At 52.6% G+C, this 17901-nt stretch carries 13 protein-coding genes; 9 read left to right on the top strand and 4 right to left on the bottom strand.

The genetic code is table 11. The features are described 5' to 3' along the window. From BMW93_RS00255 to BMW93_RS00225, 7 genes are all read left to right on the top strand, one after another. Complete coding sequence (locus tag BMW93_RS00255) at nucleotides 1-2184, top strand: PQQ-binding-like beta-propeller repeat protein (RefSeq protein ID WP_090373195.1); 2184 nt, start codon at nucleotides 1-3, stop codon at nucleotides 2182-2184. 17 nt (nucleotides 2185-2201) lie between these two features. Further along, the gene (locus BMW93_RS00250) at nucleotides 2202-3566 is read left to right on the top strand and encodes an enolase C-terminal domain-like protein (RefSeq protein ID WP_090373194.1); all 1365 of its coding nucleotides are present in this window, start codon (nucleotides 2202-2204) and stop codon (nucleotides 3564-3566) included. Between the two features lie 213 nt (nucleotides 3567-3779). Continuing rightward, nucleotides 3780-4310 carry an RNA polymerase sigma factor gene (locus tag BMW93_RS00245; protein WP_177193971.1) on the top strand — a complete coding sequence of 177 codons (531 nt, stop codon included), beginning with the start codon at nucleotides 3780-3782 and terminating at the stop codon, nucleotides 4308-4310. 98 nt (nucleotides 4311-4408) lie between these two features. Further along, nucleotides 4409-5419 carry a FecR family protein gene (locus tag BMW93_RS00240; protein WP_090373192.1) on the top strand — a complete coding sequence of 337 codons (1011 nt, stop codon included), beginning with the start codon at nucleotides 4409-4411 and terminating at the stop codon, nucleotides 5417-5419. Between the two features lie 37 nt (nucleotides 5420-5456). After that, a complete protein-coding gene (locus BMW93_RS00235; protein ID WP_177193970.1) occupies nucleotides 5457-8870 on the top strand; it encodes a SusC/RagA family TonB-linked outer membrane protein in 3414 nt (1137 codons plus the stop codon). 27 nt (nucleotides 8871-8897) lie between these two features. Continuing rightward, nucleotides 8898-10430 carry a RagB/SusD family nutrient uptake outer membrane protein gene (locus BMW93_RS00230; RefSeq protein WP_090373190.1) on the top strand — a complete coding sequence of 511 codons (1533 nt, stop codon included), beginning with the start codon at nucleotides 8898-8900 and terminating at the stop codon, nucleotides 10428-10430. A 149-nt stretch (nucleotides 10431-10579) separates the two neighbouring features. Continuing rightward, entirely contained in the window at nucleotides 10580-12628 is a 2049-nt protein-coding gene (locus BMW93_RS00225; RefSeq protein WP_229240106.1) for a GDSL-type esterase/lipase family protein, read from the top strand. A gap of 132 nt (nucleotides 12629-12760) precedes the next feature. Here BMW93_RS00225 and BMW93_RS00220 read toward each other — a convergent pair whose 3' ends face one another. From BMW93_RS00220 to BMW93_RS00205, 4 genes are read right to left on the bottom strand one after another with little or no spacing between them, the layout of a single operon-like run. After that, nucleotides 12761-13465, bottom strand: coding sequence for a LytTR family DNA-binding domain-containing protein (locus BMW93_RS00220; RefSeq protein WP_090373189.1), 705 nt, complete (start codon nucleotides 13463-13465; stop codon nucleotides 12761-12763). A gap of 25 nt (nucleotides 13466-13490) precedes the next feature. Further along, the gene (locus tag BMW93_RS00215; protein WP_090373188.1) at nucleotides 13491-14003 is read right to left on the bottom strand and encodes a hypothetical protein; all 513 of its coding nucleotides are present in this window, start codon (nucleotides 14001-14003) and stop codon (nucleotides 13491-13493) included. 16 nt (nucleotides 14004-14019) lie between these two features. Beyond that, nucleotides 14020-14529, bottom strand: a complete 510-nt coding sequence (locus tag BMW93_RS00210; protein ID WP_090373187.1) for a hypothetical protein — start codon at nucleotides 14527-14529, stop codon at nucleotides 14020-14022. 12 nt (nucleotides 14530-14541) lie between these two features. Beyond that, the gene (locus tag BMW93_RS00205) at nucleotides 14542-15630 is read right to left on the bottom strand and encodes a sensor histidine kinase (RefSeq protein ID WP_090373186.1); all 1089 of its coding nucleotides are present in this window, start codon (nucleotides 15628-15630) and stop codon (nucleotides 14542-14544) included. Nucleotides 15631-15798: 168 nt separating this feature from the next. Between BMW93_RS00205 and BMW93_RS00200 the strand changes: the two genes are divergently transcribed. Both BMW93_RS00200 and BMW93_RS00195 read left to right on the top strand, forming a co-directional pair. After that, nucleotides 15799-16773 (top strand): hypothetical protein, encoded by a 975-nt coding sequence (locus BMW93_RS00200; protein ID WP_143061551.1) that lies wholly within the window; start codon nucleotides 15799-15801, stop codon nucleotides 16771-16773. A gap of 149 nt (nucleotides 16774-16922) precedes the next feature. Continuing rightward, nucleotides 16923-17771, top strand: a complete 849-nt coding sequence (locus BMW93_RS00195; protein WP_090373184.1) for a CHRD domain-containing protein — start codon at nucleotides 16923-16925, stop codon at nucleotides 17769-17771. The last annotated feature ends 130 nt before the right edge of the window (nucleotides 17772-17901 follow it).

Raw genomic sequence — 17901 nt, 5'->3', positions numbered from 1 at the left:
ATGGGAAGCGAGCAGTTTTTGCGGTCGGCGCTTTGGAAAAAGGGCATTGGCTTGTCGGTGGGTGCAATGTGCGTGGCGATGATGTTGGGGGCCCCGGACTCCGACTGGCCGAATTATGGAGGTAACAAGGCCGGGAACCGCTATTCACCGCTGGATCAGGTCAACACCGGAAATGTGCAGAACTTGCAGGTGGCCTGGATGTACGACGCCTCCGAAAAGCCGGACCCCGCCAATCCGGGCCGGCAACGGAACCGCGCCATTCAATGTCAGCCGATTGTGGTTAATGGCGTGCTGTATGGCACGACGCCGGAATTGAAACTCTTCGCCTTAAAAGCCGGTACCGGTGAGCAAATCTGGAAATTCGAGCCATTCAAGGACGACCGGCTCAATTCGAACCGGGGTGTGGTGTACTGGGAGAATGGAGATGATAAACGTATACTCTACACGGTCGGGTCGAGCCTGTATGCCGTGAATGCGGTAACAGGCGAGATTATCAAGGGTTTTGGAAAAGATGGCCGCGTGGATATTCATGCAGGTTTACAAACGGGCCTGGATCATGATGTGAGCAAGCTATCCGTGAATGCGACCAGCCCGGGAATTGTATTTAAAAACACATTCATACTAGGCTCGGCGGTATCGGAATCAGGCGACGCCGCACCGGGGCATATCCGTGCATTCGATGTGGTAACGGGAGATTTGAAATGGGTTTTTCACACCATACCGCAGCCCGGTGAATATGGCTACGACACCTGGCCGAAGGACGCTTACAAGAAGATCGGCGCGACCAACAATTGGAGCGGCATGAGCCTCGATGAAAAGCGGGGCGTGGTGTATTTTGGCACAGGATCACCGGCTTCCGACTTCTATGGCGGCGCCCGCGAAGGTAGTAACCTGTTTGCCAATTGCATTATGGCCCTCGACGCCGAAACCGGTAAGCGGAAGTGGCATTACCAGACCATCCACCACGATCTCTGGGACCGCGACCATCCCAGCCCGCCGAATTTGACGACCATCACGCACAATGGTAAGCGGGTAGATGTGGTAGTCCAGAGCACGAAGGACGGCCTCGTTTACGTGCTCGATCGTGATAAAGGCACGTCCGTTTTCCCGGTCGAGGAGCGGAAAGTACCTGTAAATGGCCTCCCGGGCGAACATCCTTATCCAACCCAGAAATTTCCTTTGAAACCAGCGCCGCTTTCCCGCCAGGTATTTACAGAAGCGGATATTACAGATATTTCTCCCGAGGCGCACGCATACGTGAAGGAGCGTTATCTCAAAATCAAGACAGACCATAAATTCTCTCCTCCAAATACAACCGGTACATTGCTGTTCGGGTATAGCGGCGGGGCGGAATGGGGCGGTAATGCGGTCGATCCGGACGGTGTTTTTTACCAGAATGTGAATGAAGAGCCCTGGGAGCTGATTATGGTCGATGCGGCGCAAAAGAAATCCGAAGCGCCGAGGACACTGGGCAATTCGCTGTACCTGGCCAATTGTGCGGCTTGTCACGGCCAGGACCGGAAGGGAAGCGGCCCTGAACTGCCTGCATTGGTGGATATTGGTAAAAAATTGAGTCCGGTGCAGATTAAAGGTATTCTTAAAACCGGTAGTGGTCGTATGCCTTCGTTCGGACATTTGTCTGATAAGGAGCACGACGCATTGATTGATTTTCTTTTAAATCGTGAAAAAGAGGGCGCAGCGCCGACCAAAACGGCTAATGCGACTAACAAACCCACCAGCAAAGACGGCTTCCCGTACGTGCCTGCCTACGTGAGCAAAACCTGGCAGCGTTTCACGGACCAGAACGGTTATCCCGGCGTGAAACCGCCGTGGGGCACTTTGAATGCGATCGATCTGAATACCGGCGAATACCTCTGGCGTGTGCCGCTCGGCGAATACCCGGAATTGACGAAAAAGGGCATTCCGGTCACCGGTACCGACAGCTACGGCGGCCCGCTCGTCACGGCTGGCGGACTGGTATTCATCGCCGGTACCAAAGACGAGAAAATCCGCGCATTCGATAAGAAAACGGGCAAAACCGTTTGGGAATACCAATTACCTGCAGGTGGCTTCGCTACGCCGATCACCTACCAGATCGACGGCAAGCAATACATCGTGATCGCAGCCGGTGGCGGACGCGGCCAGAAGATCGGCGGGAACTACATTGCCTTTGCATTGAAATAACACTAAACCTGTACATAATGAACAAGAAAGAAAACTCCGCCGAAAACAGTCGCCGGAATGCTATGAAGATGCTCGCGGCAGGCTCAGCAGCCGGTCTGCTATCGCTTTTCGAAAGCCCAAAGGCCCGTGCCGAGCGTTACGTAACCCCGCAATATGCCAAGGGAGCGGCACCGGTCACCATTACCAAAGTGAGCGCGATTACAACGGCCCCCGGTGGCTCCAACCTGGTGATTGTGAAAGTCGAAACCTCGGAGCCGGGCTTGTACGGGCTCGGTTGCGCCACATTCACGCAGCGTGCGATGGTGGTGATACCCGCGGTGAATATTTACATGAACGAGTTTTGCGTGGGGAAGGATGTCGATAATATCGAGGATATGTGGCAGTCGGCGTACGTGAGCTCGTACTGGCGTAACGGCCCGGTGCTTAACAATGCATTGTCGGGCCTCGACCAGGCGCTTTGGGACATCAAGGGCAAGCGGGCGAAAATGCCTGTGCATCAGTTGCTCGGAGGCAAGGCCCGCATTGCGGTGGACACCTACACGCATGCGAGCGGGCCCACACCCGAGGCCATTGCCGACAAGGTGCAGCAATATATGTCGGAAGGTTTCCGCCACGTGCGCATCCAGCAGGGTGGCTACGGCGGGGTAGGAGCCATGGACGAGATCAAACCCGATTTCAAAACAGCCGGCTTCGGTCGTGCTACCGATGATTTCAGCGACCAGCGGACGTACCTCAAACGCGTTCCCAAAATGTTTGAAATGGTGCGCAAAAGATGTGGCGAGGACGTTGAGTTGCTGCACGATATGCACGAGCTAGTGGAGCCGATGGATGCCATCAATATGATCAAAGGGCTCGAAGAATACCGGCCTTACTTCATTGAAGATCCATTCTCGCCCGAGAATATGGGTTGGTTCAAACAGCTCCGCCAAAGCACCACGGTGCCGATCGCGATGGGCGAGCTTTTTAACAATATCAACGAGTTCCGCGACCCGATGGCCAACCAGCTTTTCGACTACATTCGTTGCCATATTTCGCAGATCGGAGGCATTACCCCGGCTATGAAAGTGGCGCGTCTGGGCGAGTGGTTCAACGTGAAAACGGCATGGCACGGGCCGGGCGATACGTCGCCGGTAGGGCATTCGGCCAATAACAATATCGACATCGCCGTGTGGAACTTCGGTATCCAGGAGTCGCAGCGGTTCAGCGAGAAGGTGCAGGAGGTATTCCCGGGCTGCCCGACGATCAAGAACGGGTATTATTATGTGAATGAAACACCAGGGCTCGGCATCGACATTAACGAGAAAGAAGCTGCGAAATATCCGATCGGGACGAAGTCGCGGTGGACGGTGCGGAAGAGCGATGGTACGCTTTTAAAACCTTGATAATCAGGTTGAAAAATGTTAATGGCCAATTTTTTATAGGAATTGTTTAAAAAAATGGCTGGAAACGGGGCTTGTTAATGCTTTGTTAAGCTTTTTTTAAGGGTGGGAATTTAGGTTTGCCGGACTTTATCGATCCATTTTCCGGCACCATTTCCTATGAATGACTCAGACTTGTGGAGAAGTTTCCGAAGCGGGGATGAAACGGCCTTTTCAATGCTTTACAAATCCCATATCGACATGCTGTACCGGTATGGCCATAAACTGACCGTCGACACGCAGCTGGTCGAAGACTCGATCCAGGACATGTTCATCGAGCTCTGGAACAGCCGCAAACGGCTTTCGGACACCGATAGCATCAAATACTACCTTTTTCGGGTGTTGCGGCGCAAAATCACGCAGCACCCGCTAAACCGAAACGTAGCCGGTGCCGGGGCGGAGATTTCCGCTTTCGAGCATCGGTTTTTCTCCGTTTCCACCGAAAGCGAACTCATCGACACCGAGAGCGAACAGGGCCGCTCGCGCGCACTCGGCCGCGCGCTCACGCAACTGCCCCCGCGCCAGCAGGAGGTAGTGAACCTGCGCTACTACCACGAGTTCAACCACCAGCAGATTGCCGAGATCATGAATATTTCCCTGCAATCGGTGCATAATACCCTGCAAAAGTCTATGAAAGGGCTCCGCGAGTTGCTATCGGGCTATTCTGAAATCATTTTAACTGCGTTGGTTCTCCTAATCTTTCATTGAGCTAATTTTAAATTTTTGTAAAAAAATTGTCTTTCTCTGGGGTAATCTGCCCGCCTTTCCGCCATTTGTCTTTGGAGGATGAAAAACCAGATTTTTCCATGAATTATTTGTCATTTGAGCCGGAGGATTTTGCGACCGATGCATTTTTTTGCAGCTGGGTGCTTCATCCTACTCCCGAAACGGAGCGCTTCTGGCTCGACTGGCTGCGCAACAATCCTTCCAAAGCCCGCGACATCGAGCTGGCGCGCCAAATGGTATTGCTGGCATCGTCCGACGAGGGCATGTCGCCGGGTTCCGAGACTGTCGACCGGATCTGGCAAGGCATTGAAGAAGGAAAGAACACGAAAGTGGTCATTTTCAGAACCCGCGTGATATGGTTGAAAGTAGCGGCCGCGGTGGTACTGCTGCTGGTCGCGTTCGGAGGCTATTTCTACCGGACGGGTCAGAAACATTCCTATCGCACCGCGTTCGGCGAATCGCGGCGGGTATTGCTGCCTGACGGCACATTGGTGACGCTTAATGCGAATTCAAGCCTGCGCGTGGCCGATCGCTGGGGCAGACGTACCGAGCGCGAGGTTTGGCTGGAAGGCGAGGCTTTTTTTAGTGTAAGTAAACTGAAAAAGGAGGGACAGGCCGTGAAGTTCACCGTTCATACCCACGACTTGAATGTGGAAGTACGCGGGACGGAGTTCAATGTCAATACCCGGCAGGACCAGACGCAGGTTGTCCTCAGCGAAGGCCTGGTGCATTTGCAGCTCAACGATCGTTCCAAAAAGGAGATTCAGATGAAGCCTGGCGATCTGGTAGATTTTTCGCGGAAAAAGCAGCAGCTGCACATCCGTCACCTGCCCGACGCGAGCCCGATGTATTCGTGGAAGAACAATCGCTGGACTTTGAACGATGCCTCGCTGGCCGAAATAGCCGTGCTGATCCGGGAAACGTATGGAGTGACCGTGCGTATTGAAAATGATTCATTGAAAAACCAAACCGTGAACGGCGTCGTCCCGACCGACAACATGGGCGACCTGCTGAACGCGCTGGAAAGCATCCTTCCCATAACCATTACACACGAGGAGCAACGGGTGACGATCCGTGGCCGCCCTGACTAACAGCTAAAATTTTTATCGAAACCTTCAACCAATGCTCATGAAAAAGATCAACTTACTCATGATGGGATTCCTATGCGTTGGCGGTTCTGTGGCCAATGCCCAGACGTTCGCCCGCGGGCAGGTCCCACAGCCCCAACGCAGCGAGCAGCCATCCTACCGAAGCCTCGACCAGGTCCTGCGCGACCTCGAAAAGCGGCATTCCGTATATTTTATGTACCACAATGACAAAATCAAGTCGTTGCAGGTGCAGTACCAGGGCCGCAACGGCGAAAGCATCGAGGAAACCCTCGACCGCGTCCTGAAAGCGAATGGTTTGGAATACAAAAAACACGGGAAAATCTACGCGATCTTCCCGAAAGACGCCGATGCGAATTCGGTGCGCGAGTTGAAGCAAAGCCTGCGGCAAACCCAGCTGCCGCCGGCCAGCACGGTACCTGCCAATGCGGAATCGTCTATTGATAATCAGCCCAATGCAAGTACGCTCAGACCTGAAAACGCTCCGAAGGTGATTAACATCCGGGGTAAGGTGACCGACGAAAAGAACGACGCGTTGCCGGGTGTGAGCATCATACTCAAAGGCACGCAACGCGGTACCACTACCAATGCGGAAGGTCAGTATGAGCTCGAAATCCCCGACGAATCGGTGTCCGGCGCGGTGCTGGTGTACAGCTTTGTGGGCTATGCGAGCCAGGAAGTGGTCGTAGGCGGGCGTACAAGCATTGACGTGGCTATGCAGGTGAGCGAGCGCGGGCTCGACGAAATTGTGGTGGTAGGGTATGGTGAACAGCGCAAAAGCGACGTTACCGGCGCTTCGAGCAGCGTTTCAGCGCGGGAAATTGCCAAGCGGCCACTCGTGCGCGTGGAGCAGGCGTTGCAGGGAACTACTTCCGGTGTGACGGTTTCGAGTTCCAGCGGGCAGCCGGGGCGCGGATTGAATGTCCGTATCCGGGGTGCCAACTCCATTACTGGTTCCAATGAGCCATTGTATGTGATCGACGGCTTTGTGGGGGGTAATATCGAGTCCATCAACCCGAACGATATCGAGTCGCTGGAAATCCTGAAAGATGCTTCATCCGCAGCTATTTACGGTTCGAGAGGGTCGAATGGGGTGGTTTTGATCACTACTAAAACGGGTAAGGAAGGTAAGGCGCGTGTCAATTTCAGCACGTGGTTCAGCAAGGCGAGCATTCCGAGAAAACTGGATCTGATGAACGCTTATGATTTTGCAAGAACCGTCAATGCACAGTTTGCGTCAACCGGCAATGCGCCTGCATTCTCCGACCAGCGTTTGGCCGAACTGAGAGCCAACGGCGGTACCGACTGGCAGGACGAGCTGCACCAGGAGCCGTGGATACAGAATTATCAGCTCGATGTGTCGGGCGGTTCTTCCAATGTCCGCTATTTGTTTTCAGCGAACTATCTCGACCAGCCGGGTTTGATTTTAAACCAATATTACAAACGGACTACCCTGCGTGCGAACATCGATGCGAAGCTGAACGACAAAATCGACTTGAAATTCAACGTCGCTGCCATGCTGCCGAAAAGTCGTAACAATGGCTATTCCGGCGATTTGGTCGATCCGTTCACGCAGGCAACCGAATGGGACCCGACCTCTCCCGTGCGCGATCCGGCAACCGGCCAGTTCATCTACACGGCACCTTATGGTTCCATTCAATACAATCCTATTTCCAGAGCTACCAACCAGCAGTTCGATAACCGTCAGGCGAATGTGACCGGAACGGCGATTTTGACCTACCGCATTCTGAAAGGGCTTTCCTTTACGACCATTAATACCTACGAAATCCGCACGGGCTTTACGCAAAACCTCTTCGGGCCGGGGACCAGCAATGGCGTTTTGTACGCGGAAGGCAATGCGTCGCGGGGCGGATTTTTCCAGAACAGTAATTTTTTGACCTATAAAAATACCTTCGGCGACCACTCGATTACCCTTACAGCTTTGTATGAGCAACAGAATGGTAACAATACTTCGCTGAATGCGCGGGCCAACAACCTGTCGTCCTATGCTTTGGGATACTATAACCTCAGCCTCGGCGCTACGCAACAGACCAGTTCGGGCTATTCGCAGGATGCGTTGCAATCGTACATGGGCCGGGTTAATTATTCCTACAAAGACAAATACCTGCTCACCGCCGCGGTTCGTACCGATGGTTCCTCGCACCTGACCCAGAAGTACAGCACTTTTCCTTCGCTGGCATTGGGCTGGAATGTGGCTAACGAGAATTTCATGGCGGATTCCAAAGTATTTTCCGACCTGAAACTGCGCGCGAGCTACGGGCAAACCGGTAACCAGGCGGTAGGCGCTTACGCGACCATCGCGCAGATCAGCACCGGTGGTCCGCAACCAGCCTATTATTACGATGGCTCCACGGCAAGCGTAGCGACGCCGCTGGGTGCACCGGTTTCCAAAAACCTGAAATGGGAGCGTACGGAGCAGTTCGACGTCGGTTTGGACGCTTCATTCCTGCGCGGCCGGTTGACATTCACCGCGGATGCTTATAAAAAGAACATTTCCGACCTGCTCTATAACTACCAGGCGCCATTCTACATGGGCGGGGGCGATTACCTGCGTAATATCGGAAGCGTGGAAAACCGCGGGATCGAATTTTCGGTAGGCGGTACGCCGGTGGTTTCCGGTAAACTGCGCTGGACGACCAATTTTAACATTTCCTTCAACCGGAATAAAGTAACGGACCTCGGCGGCCTCGATAATGTGATCGTCAATGGCATCGGTTCGGCGGGTAACAGCGCTTCCATTCTGCGCGTAGGACGGCCTTTGGGCGAGTTTTTCGGCTACCAGTTCCTCGGCACCTGGAAAACCAGCGAAGCCGAAGAAGCGACCAAATACGGTATGAAACCCGGCGACGCCAAGTACACCGATATAGACGGCGACCATGCCTACACGGCCAACGACCGCATGCCGATCGGAAACGGTACGCCCAAGTATTCGTTCGGGTTTATCAACGACGTGAGCTATGGTGATTTTTCATTGAGCTTCATGTTCCAGGGCACCCACGGCAACCAGATTTATTCGCAAACCCTCGCTTATCTCTGGGGCGGTCTGGGTGATCAGCGCAATGCGACCACGCAGGAGGCGCTCAACATCTGGACGCCGCAGAATGAGACCGACAATCCGGCATTCAGCAATACCAGCAAGAACTTCAATAACAGCAGCCGGTATGTGTACAATGCGAGTTATATCAAGCTGAAAAACGTGTCGCTGACCTACAAGCTGCCCGCGGTGGTTTTGAATAAAATTAAAATCCGCAACCTGGAAGTGTACCTGAGCAGCCAGAACCTGTTCATGATCACGAAATACCCCGGCTACGATCCGGAGGTTTCGAATGGATTCAACGCCATTACGCAGGGTTTGGAAATGGGTGTGATCCCGAATGCCAAGACTTACACGCTGGGTCTGCGGCTTGGATTGTAATGGTTTCACGCATTTAAAAAGAGCATTATGAAAATCAAATATTCAATACTATCGATTCTGTTGGGTGCAATGGCATTCTCGGGCTGCCAGAACCTGACTGAGGACCCCAAGGCCAACCTGACGCCCGGTACCTATTTCAAAACGCAGTCGGATTTGGACGGCGCGGTGTCGGCGATTTACATCCAGTTTGCCCGCGACGGCGCCTGGGGTTTTACCAACCGGAGCACTTCGTATTTCGGCTCCGATGACTTCACGACCGACCCGGGTTTGAACAAAGAGGATTTCCGCCTTTTCGACCGGCTTAGCGGCGGTAGTGGTAACGGAAGCATGGTGGCGCAATGGCAGGGCCCGTGGCAGGGCATTTACCAGGCCAACAATGTGATTGCGAATTATGCCAAAGTGAATTCGACCGAAGAAGAAAAGAATCAATCGGCTGGCCAGGCTTACTTCCTGCGCGCATTGGGCTATTATTACCTGGTGCGTACGTTCGGGCCGGTACCCGTGATCCTGACGCCGATCGACGTCGACGACCGTCCCGACCGCGACCCGATCGAGAAAGTATACGAAGCAATTATCGCCGATTTGCAGAAAGCGAAAGAGTTGTTACCCGTCAAATTCGACGGTGCGCCCGGCAAAGCCGATCAAATGGCTGCCCGTTCGCTCCTCGCCGACGTGTACCTGACCATGACCGGCTGGCCGTTGAACCAAACCAGCAATTACGCCCAGGCAGCTTCGGAAGCCGACGCGGTGATCAAATCGGGGCAGTTCAATCTGGGTACGCCTTATGCGCAGGTTTTTACGACCAATAATGGCCCTGAATCGATTTTCGGGTTGCAATACAATGTGAATGGTGGCTTGCCATTGCGCAGCGCGGGCTCCTCGTGCGTGCCTCTGGACGAAGTGGCCACCAATGGTTCGAGTGGCTGGGACGATTATTATCCGGAAATCAATTTTTACAAAAAAGCTCCGAAATGCAAGCGTACCGACGATACCTTCTACACTACTTTGAAACTACGTCAGCCGGATGGCAAGACGTTCAAACTGGTGTCGTGGGACTCGCCCGAAACGCATGCGCGGCATCCTTACTACAAGAAATTCCGCGCCGGATTGAATGGTGACGGTGTTTCGGAAACGGAGACTGCCATTAATTCGATCAACCCGAGTACGAACAAGGTTTATGACATTATCCGCTATCCGCTCGTGCTGCTGGCTTATGCGGAGGCGTCGGCGATGTCGGGTGGCGGGCCAACGGCGGCCAGCTATGCGGCGATCAACGAGGTGCGGAAGCGGGCCGGCTTGCCCAACCTCACACCCGGACTTTCGGCCACGGCTTTCCGCGATTCGGTCGTGTACGAGCGTGCGTACGAGTTCGCGGGAGAGTTTGGGGTACGCTGGTTCGATATTGTGAGGTTGCAGCTTTTGCCGAAGATTGTAGCGGAGCGCAGTTCGGAAGAGAACCCCATCCCGGCCAATACCAACTTCGCGCAGAAGTACCTCGCGCCGATACCGGTGAACGAGATGGCGAGGAATCCGAAATGGCAGCAGAATGAGGGGTACTAGGGCCACCCACAACCCAAGGCTTTAGCCTTGGGACCGCAGGCGCAGCGATGAGGCCAGGCTGTGGCAAAAGCCGGTACGAGGTATAACCCAGGGCTTCAGCCCTGGGTAGGCGTGGGTAGCCCTGGGTAGGTGTGAGTAGGTGTGAATACATGAGAGACATACAGACATATGTGCCGTCGGCGGCAACCATGAGTGGAAAGCGGATCTGGCTGTTCAGGCTGATCAGCATCGCATTGCCGTTGCTATTGATCGTGTTGCTTGAATGCAGTCTCCGGTTTTTTCATTACGGTTACGACCTCAGCCTTTTTATTGAGTACCCCCAAAACAAAAACTACCTATTCCTAAACCCTGACGCGTCCAAACGATACTTCATCAACCAGAAGAATGCGACGACCGGTAACGTGGAGCCTTTTCTCAAAGTAAAGGCTCCCGGTACCCGTCGCATTTTCGTTTTGGGCGAATCGACGACCATTGGTTATCCCTATTTTCACAACGGTTCGTTCCATCGCTGGCTGCAATACCGGCTGACCCACACGTTTCCCGACCAGCATTTCGAGGTCGTCAACCTTGCCCTTACGGCCGTGAACTCCTACACGGTACTCGGCTTCGCGCGTGAGCTGGTCGATTACCAGCCGGATGCGGTGTTGATTTACACCGGGCACAACGAGTATTATGGCGCAATGGGCGTCGGTTCTACCGAACGATTTGGTGGTAGCCCTGCATTGGTGAATGTGGTATTGCGGTTGCGTTCACTCAAAATTTTGCAGTTTGCGACTGATTTGTACCAAAAAGTGGTAGCATTAGCGGCTTCTCATCAAACCGAAAACGATGGCACGCGCATGCAGCGCATGGTCGCCGAGCAGCAGATCCCTTACCGGTCGGAGTTGTATAAGCGAGGCGTTGCGCAGTTCAGGGCGAATATGGGCGAGGTGCTCGATATTTTTGCGGCGCATCATGTGCCGGTTTTTGTCAGCAACCTTGTCAGTAACGAGGCCGATCTTAAACCTTTTGTCAGTTTTCCGGTTGATAGTAAGCGTTTCCCGGGGTTTTCACGGGATTATCAAAAGGCACTGGATTTTTTACAAAAAACGGATAGCGCACAGGCCTACCGTTATTTCAAAAAGGCTGCTGAAAATTATCAGGAACATGCACTTTGCAACTATTACCTGGGCCAGCTTGAATCCGCGCGCGGTCAGGCGGAGGCTGCGCGTAAATATTTTTCAAAAGCGCGGGACCTCGATGGTTTGCGTTTCCGGGCGCCGGAAGAATTCAATGAAATCATTCGGCAGCTTGCCAGTACGCATTCGAACACGCATTTGGTGGATGCAAAGCAAGTTTTTGAAGCTGCATCTCCGAATGGAATCATCGGAAAAGAACTTATCCTGGAACACGTCCATCCCGATCTGAAAGGTTATGCATTGCTGTCGGATGCCTTTTATGAAGTATTAAAAAAGGCGAAATTCATCAATCCTGTGCCTGGCGTAGAAATGTCTTTTACCCGGCTCAGAAAAGAAATGCCGGTACCGGCCATCGATTCGCTGGCAGGAGTTTACAAGGTGGCCAATTTGAAAAACAGCTGGCCGTTCAATACCGCTCTGGATCGGGATTCCTTAAAAACAGAAACCTTCGAGGAACGCGTCGCATTTGACCTGGCATACCGGCGTATTTCGTGGGAAAATGCGATGGATCAGGCTTATAACCACTACGTCGAGGGACAAAACTACCGCGAAGCACGGGAGATTGTAGAGGCCCTGATTTTGGAGCAGCCCGCGGATGCCGCATTGTATTCCAAATCGGCCATGCTCAGCGGCCAGCTAGGCGATGAGCGTAGTGCATTGTTCAGTTTTCAAAAGGCATTCAGCATTGCGCCGTCTTTCGAATCAGCCCGGTATCTTTTTGTATTATTCCTCAAAATGGACGAGCCGGAAAAAGCAATACCATACCTCGATTATGCAATCAGCAACAATACATCCGGCATGAACCTCACCCCGGTGCGCGCGCTTGTGCAGGAAGTGGTTTCGCTTCGGTCTCGCCTACCCGTTGATTCTTCCAACATTTCCGTGCTGGGCCGCATTGCATCGGCCTATTACCGGATGGACAACCGCGACGGCGCATTGCGGTATGCGCGGAAGGTGCTGGCCCTCAACGCGCAGGATAAGGATGCATTGCAATTGGTCAATGTGCTCAGGCCCCGCTAGGCCGGACCCCGTAAACCTATTCTGTTTTCAAGGAACGAACAGGATTCATCAGCGCCGCTTTGAGGCTTTGGATACTTACCGTAATCAACGCAATATGTCCAAAGAGCCTGGCTGAAAAATCAAGCGGTAAAATCAGCCCACCACCCGCATCACCTCCTCCTTATAACTCCTCCCGATCGGGATCTGGTAACTCCCCCAGATGATCCGGTTTCGTTCAATGTGCCTGATTTTGTCGATGGCCACGATGAATGATTTGTGCACGCGCAGGAAGCGTGCCGGCGGGAAAATGTCCAGCATGGCTTTCACGGAGCCTTTGATGACGACTTTGCCGGCGCCGGTGTGGATGATGGCGTAGTCTTTCAGGCCCTGGATGTGCGAAATGTCGTCGAAGGCGAGACGGACGCGCTGGACGCCGCTTTTGACGAAAATGAAGTCGGGTTTTTCTTCCGAAAGGTTCTCTTCGAGTTTGGTATTCTGTTCTTTGAGTTGCAGGAAGTCGCGCACTTTTTCGAGGGCGTGCCGGAAGCGTTCGAAAGAAATCGGTTTGAGCAGAAAATCGATCACACCGAGCTCGTAACCTTCAAATGCATAGTCGCGGTAGGCGGTGGTGAAGACGGTCACAGGGGGCTGCGGGAGCGATTTCAGGAAGTCGATGCCGTTCATTTCCGGCATTTCGATGTCCAGAAACAGCACGTCGGGCTCGTGTGTACTCAGGTATGCGAGCGCGTCACGGGCGTTGCTGAACTGGGCGGCACCGGTCACCCCCGATTTTTGCAGATATTCTTCCAGAATTTCCCTCGCGAGAGGCTCGTCATCGATGATCACGCATTGCAGCATACGTCGTGTTTTTTGTCGGGCGAAATCAGTTGCTGTTCCCGTTGGAAACCCGGTTGAATGTATAGCTCAGGTATTCGCCGCCCACCATCAGTTTTTTCGAACCGTCGAGTATAAATAATACATTTTCGTCGCCTTTCAGCAGAAAGATCGATTTTTCGGGCTGGTCGGGATCGAGCTGGATCACCGTGGCATCGGGATCGTCGGCGGTGCCTTTCACGAGTGCCCATTTGCCCGTCCGCGGTTTATCACGGAAAAGCGAGCCATCCCATGCGTAGGTCGTCGGTTTCTGGGTTTGAGGGTCCTGGAAGAATGTGAAACCCCATTTCAGTTTTTCGCAATTGTCGTGAATGGGAATGCGCATGACCTCGGCCATCGTTTTACAGGGTACGCGCCCGTGAAATACCCCCCACACATTCGCACCTTCGGCTATGGGCTGGCGGGTGGTGGTCTTGGAAGGGATATTGGCCGGCCGGGCCGATTGAGCGGCCGCATTTTGCAAAGCCAGGAAGCAGGCGGCGATAAACAAAAGTGTTTTCATGGCTAACAGACGGTTGTTACAGATTCGCATTCTGTTTGTTGAAAGTATAACTGAAACCCGCATTGCCGATCATCAGATTTCCCTGCGTGTCGAGCAAATGCAGCATGCGGTCGCTCATCTGCAAAAGGACGATCGGATATTGGGAAGTAGCCGGTTGCAATGTGAAAACCTGCTTGCCCGGTAATTTGCCCGTGTTTTTGGAAATGACCCATTTTCCCGAAATCTCTTTGCTGAAACCGTCGTTCATAAAACCCTGCGTACCGGGCCTGGTCATGCCGTAGGTATATTGCAGTTTGAAATCGTCGCGGCCAAGGTTGCGCGGATCGCGGCGGAGCGTGAGACGCCATTTGATCATTTCACAATCGAGGTCGGTCGGGATGGCGAGCAAATGCCTCGGAACAGCGTCGCAGGGCGTGGCGGCGACGAATATTTCGGGTTCAGGCGAGACAACGTGCCCGGGTTTGTTCCAACCCGATGCAGCCCAACTTGCGAGCACTAAAAAAGGAAGCCAAATGAATTTTTTCATGACCGGTCCGGATTATGCGTTGGCAAAATTGATTTCCATAAAAACACTGAAATGTTCCTGCTGATCATCGATCCGCAGACTGTGGCGCGACGGATAAAGCAGTTCCAGTCGCTTGCGCAGGTTGGCCAGGCCAATGCCGCCTCTGCTATCGTTGGTGGCCGCATTCGAAGCGGCATTTGCTTTGCTGTTTTCAATCGTAACTTCCAGCGCCGATGGCCCCACACGAATCTTTCCATGCAGCCAGCCCTTATCCGTTTTGCGGCTCACACCGTGTTTGAACGCATTTTCGAGCAGCGGCAACAGCAGGAGCGGCGCTATTTCCTTGCCGTCGGGGTTACCGGCCACTTCCAGCGAAATGTCCGGGTTATTATCGTAGCGGATCCTTTCGAGTTCGATATAGTTATGCAAATAGCTGATCTCCTTGTCGAGCGAAACCGTACTATCGTCACTGTCGTAGAGCATGTATTCCATCATTTCGGACAATTTCAGCACCACTTCCGGCGCCAGGTCCGATTTCTTCAAAGTCAATGCATAGAGGTTGTTGAGGATGTTGAAAAGGAAATGCGGGTTCACCTGCGAACGGAGGAAATTAACCTCTGCATTCAGCTTTTCGACGACGATCTTTTGCAGGATACGCTGCTGCTCGTACCAGTCGATGCTCAGTTTCAGTGCTACCATCAGCGCGAGGTACCAGAGCGTGCTGAAAAAATTATAGGAAAGCGCCTCCACGACATTGCTGTTCCGCATCGGCCCGATCACATAACCGTACAGGTAATAGTCGAAAAAAGATTGGATGATCAGGTAAATGAGGATCGACAACAGCACGAGCCCGAAATACCGGCCATACTTTTTCCGCAAAAGGTATTTGGGTAAAAAATAATGCAGATTCAGGTAAGCGATCACGATAAGAAGCACCACGCGGGCAACCACGCAGATCGCGAAAAAATTAAGACTGGCCTTGTAAATCAGATAACGCTTTTCGTAGAGGAAAAAGCCCGTCACCAGCAGCCAGTAGCAGGCATGTACCAGCGCATATTTGACGGTAACGGTACGGTTCGAGAGCGGAAACCGGATTTGCTTTTCCATAAAGGGCGTTTCCATAGGCGTGTTTTAAATGATGAGGTAAATGAATGGAAAAGATCGCAACGGAAAAAATTATATAGACCAACGTGCTGAAAAGTAGAGGAAAAGCAATAGCGGCTGTTTTTCTGTGAATTTGAGTAATTTCGAAATTGGTTACTTGCTGTTTTTTAGTTTAAATACATCCGAATGTCGTCAAACTTCTGGAGAAGTCCAGTTACCTTGCTTGTCTGTTTTTTGCTGGTAGTCGCAGTACGTTTCAACCGGAATGGCCTGCTGGTGAAGCGGTCCCTCGCAGACGTTGCTTTCTATATCGGGAATGTGGAATTTTTCCGGGGCGAGCCGGTTTCTGTTTCATTACAGGCCCCCTTTAACGAACGCTTGCTGGTAACCGCCGTGGCGTCGCTGCTTCCGTTTGATCCGATGACATCCATTAATGTCATCAATATCATCTTTCTGCTCACAGCGATCTGGTTTCTTTATAAACTGCTGAACCATTTCAATCTCGACAGCAGATTTGTGTGGTTGGGCCTATACATTTTCGTGCTTTCTTTCCCGACGTTTTATTACAGCACGATAGGATACGTCGATTCCGGCGTTTTGCTCATGATATTCGTCGGCACATACGCGGTTTACAAGGAAAACTACCTGCTTTTCCTGCTTGCCGTGATTTTAGGAACAACCGCGAAAGAAGGGGTGGTCGTACTGGTACCCGTGGCAGCAGCCTATGCGTTTACCCGGAAGAATAACCGATGGTTTTTTACCGCCGCGGCCGGGCTATTGCTTTATTTGGTGACATGGGGCCTTGTGAAAAAATATGTCCCCAACGGCCACGGCCATACACCGGTGCTGTATTGGCACCCTAATTCCTGGCGCATCGGAGATAATTTGAGCCGGTTGCAGACTTACGTCAGTTCGATCCTGAGTTTCGGCATACCCGGAATTTTGTGCGGCTATTATCTGATCAGGTTTACGGGAGCCGTAAAAAATGCCTGGAAGGACGATCTGCCCCTTTGGGCGGGCGTGGCGGGAGGATATTCCCTCTGGTTGTATACGCTTTTTGCCGCGCATACGGATGGCCGCTTCTTCTGGGTTACCTACTGCTTCCCGATCGTTTTGTCAATGCTTTGGCTAAGCCGTTCCGGTAGGCTGAACAGCAGATAATGCCTTTTACATCAATCCTTTGGGGGGCTGCGCAAACAATTTATTTCTTAACGTTTTATTGATCCGTATTTCCCGGAACTGTGGGTATTTAGTTGTAATTTTAAAAGAATTGTTTATACAAATCTTTCAACTCAACCCAACAAAACCAGATGAAGAAAGTTCTATGCAAATTTGGACTGGTATGGCTGCTCGTCGCGCTGTTTGCAGCATGCGACGACCACGATACCCCTCAGGATGTTCTCAGGCAGAACGGCTTGCCATTGAGCGGTTCGCAGGAGACGGCGGCGAAGAAGACCCCGGCAAGCGGCTGGGCCGATGTTTCGTATAACAAAACCACGCACATGCTGACCTTTACGCTCAACTGGGCGAACCTGACGGGTGTTCCTACGGGCGCGCACATACACGGGACTGCGGCGCGGGGAACCAATGCAGGTATCCAATTCGATTTCTTCTCGTCTGTTCCCCAAACACCGACGGGTTCCTACTCGGCTTCAGTATTGGCGGACGGAACGAAAATTAATGAAAACGACCTGCTTAACGGGCTCTATTACTTCAATATCCACACGATGGCCAACCCGGGCGGGGAGATACGCGGTCAGATCGAGTTTTACGACCAGCCGCATATTGTCGTTGCCAAAGGCTTACCGCTCGAAGGGTCGCAGCAGGTACCGGGCGTTCCTACCAGCGCGACGGGAACCGTTGACGTGATGTATAACAAGTCGACGAAATTGCTGAGCTATTTTATCAAATGGAAGGATCTGGTTTCCACGCCTACCGGTTCGCATATTCACGGAATAGCGCCCCGTGGCGCTAATGCACCCATTCAGCATGACTTTTTTGCGAACTTCCCCCGAGACTTATCCGGTGAGTATTCCAACTCGGTGCTGGTGGACGGCGTGAAAATAAAGGAAGCGGAGTTGCTTAACGGGCTCTACTATTTCAACATCCATAATGTGATCCGTCCGGGCGGGGAAATCCGCGCCCAGATCGAGTTCTGATCGTTTTCAAGTATTTTAAATACGATCCCGTTCCCTTATCCCGGGGGCGGGATTATTTATTCAAAAACTAATCACAACAGACGAACGGCGCAATGCAGTACTAATGCGTCTATTTTATTCAATAAATGCA

Source organism: Dyadobacter sp. SG02, from assembly GCF_900109045.1.
In the GTDB taxonomy this organism is placed as follows: domain Bacteria; phylum Bacteroidota; class Bacteroidia; order Cytophagales; family Spirosomataceae; genus Dyadobacter.
Note: the sequence above shows the minus strand (reverse complement) of the source record. Positions and strands in the feature narration are given on the sequence as shown.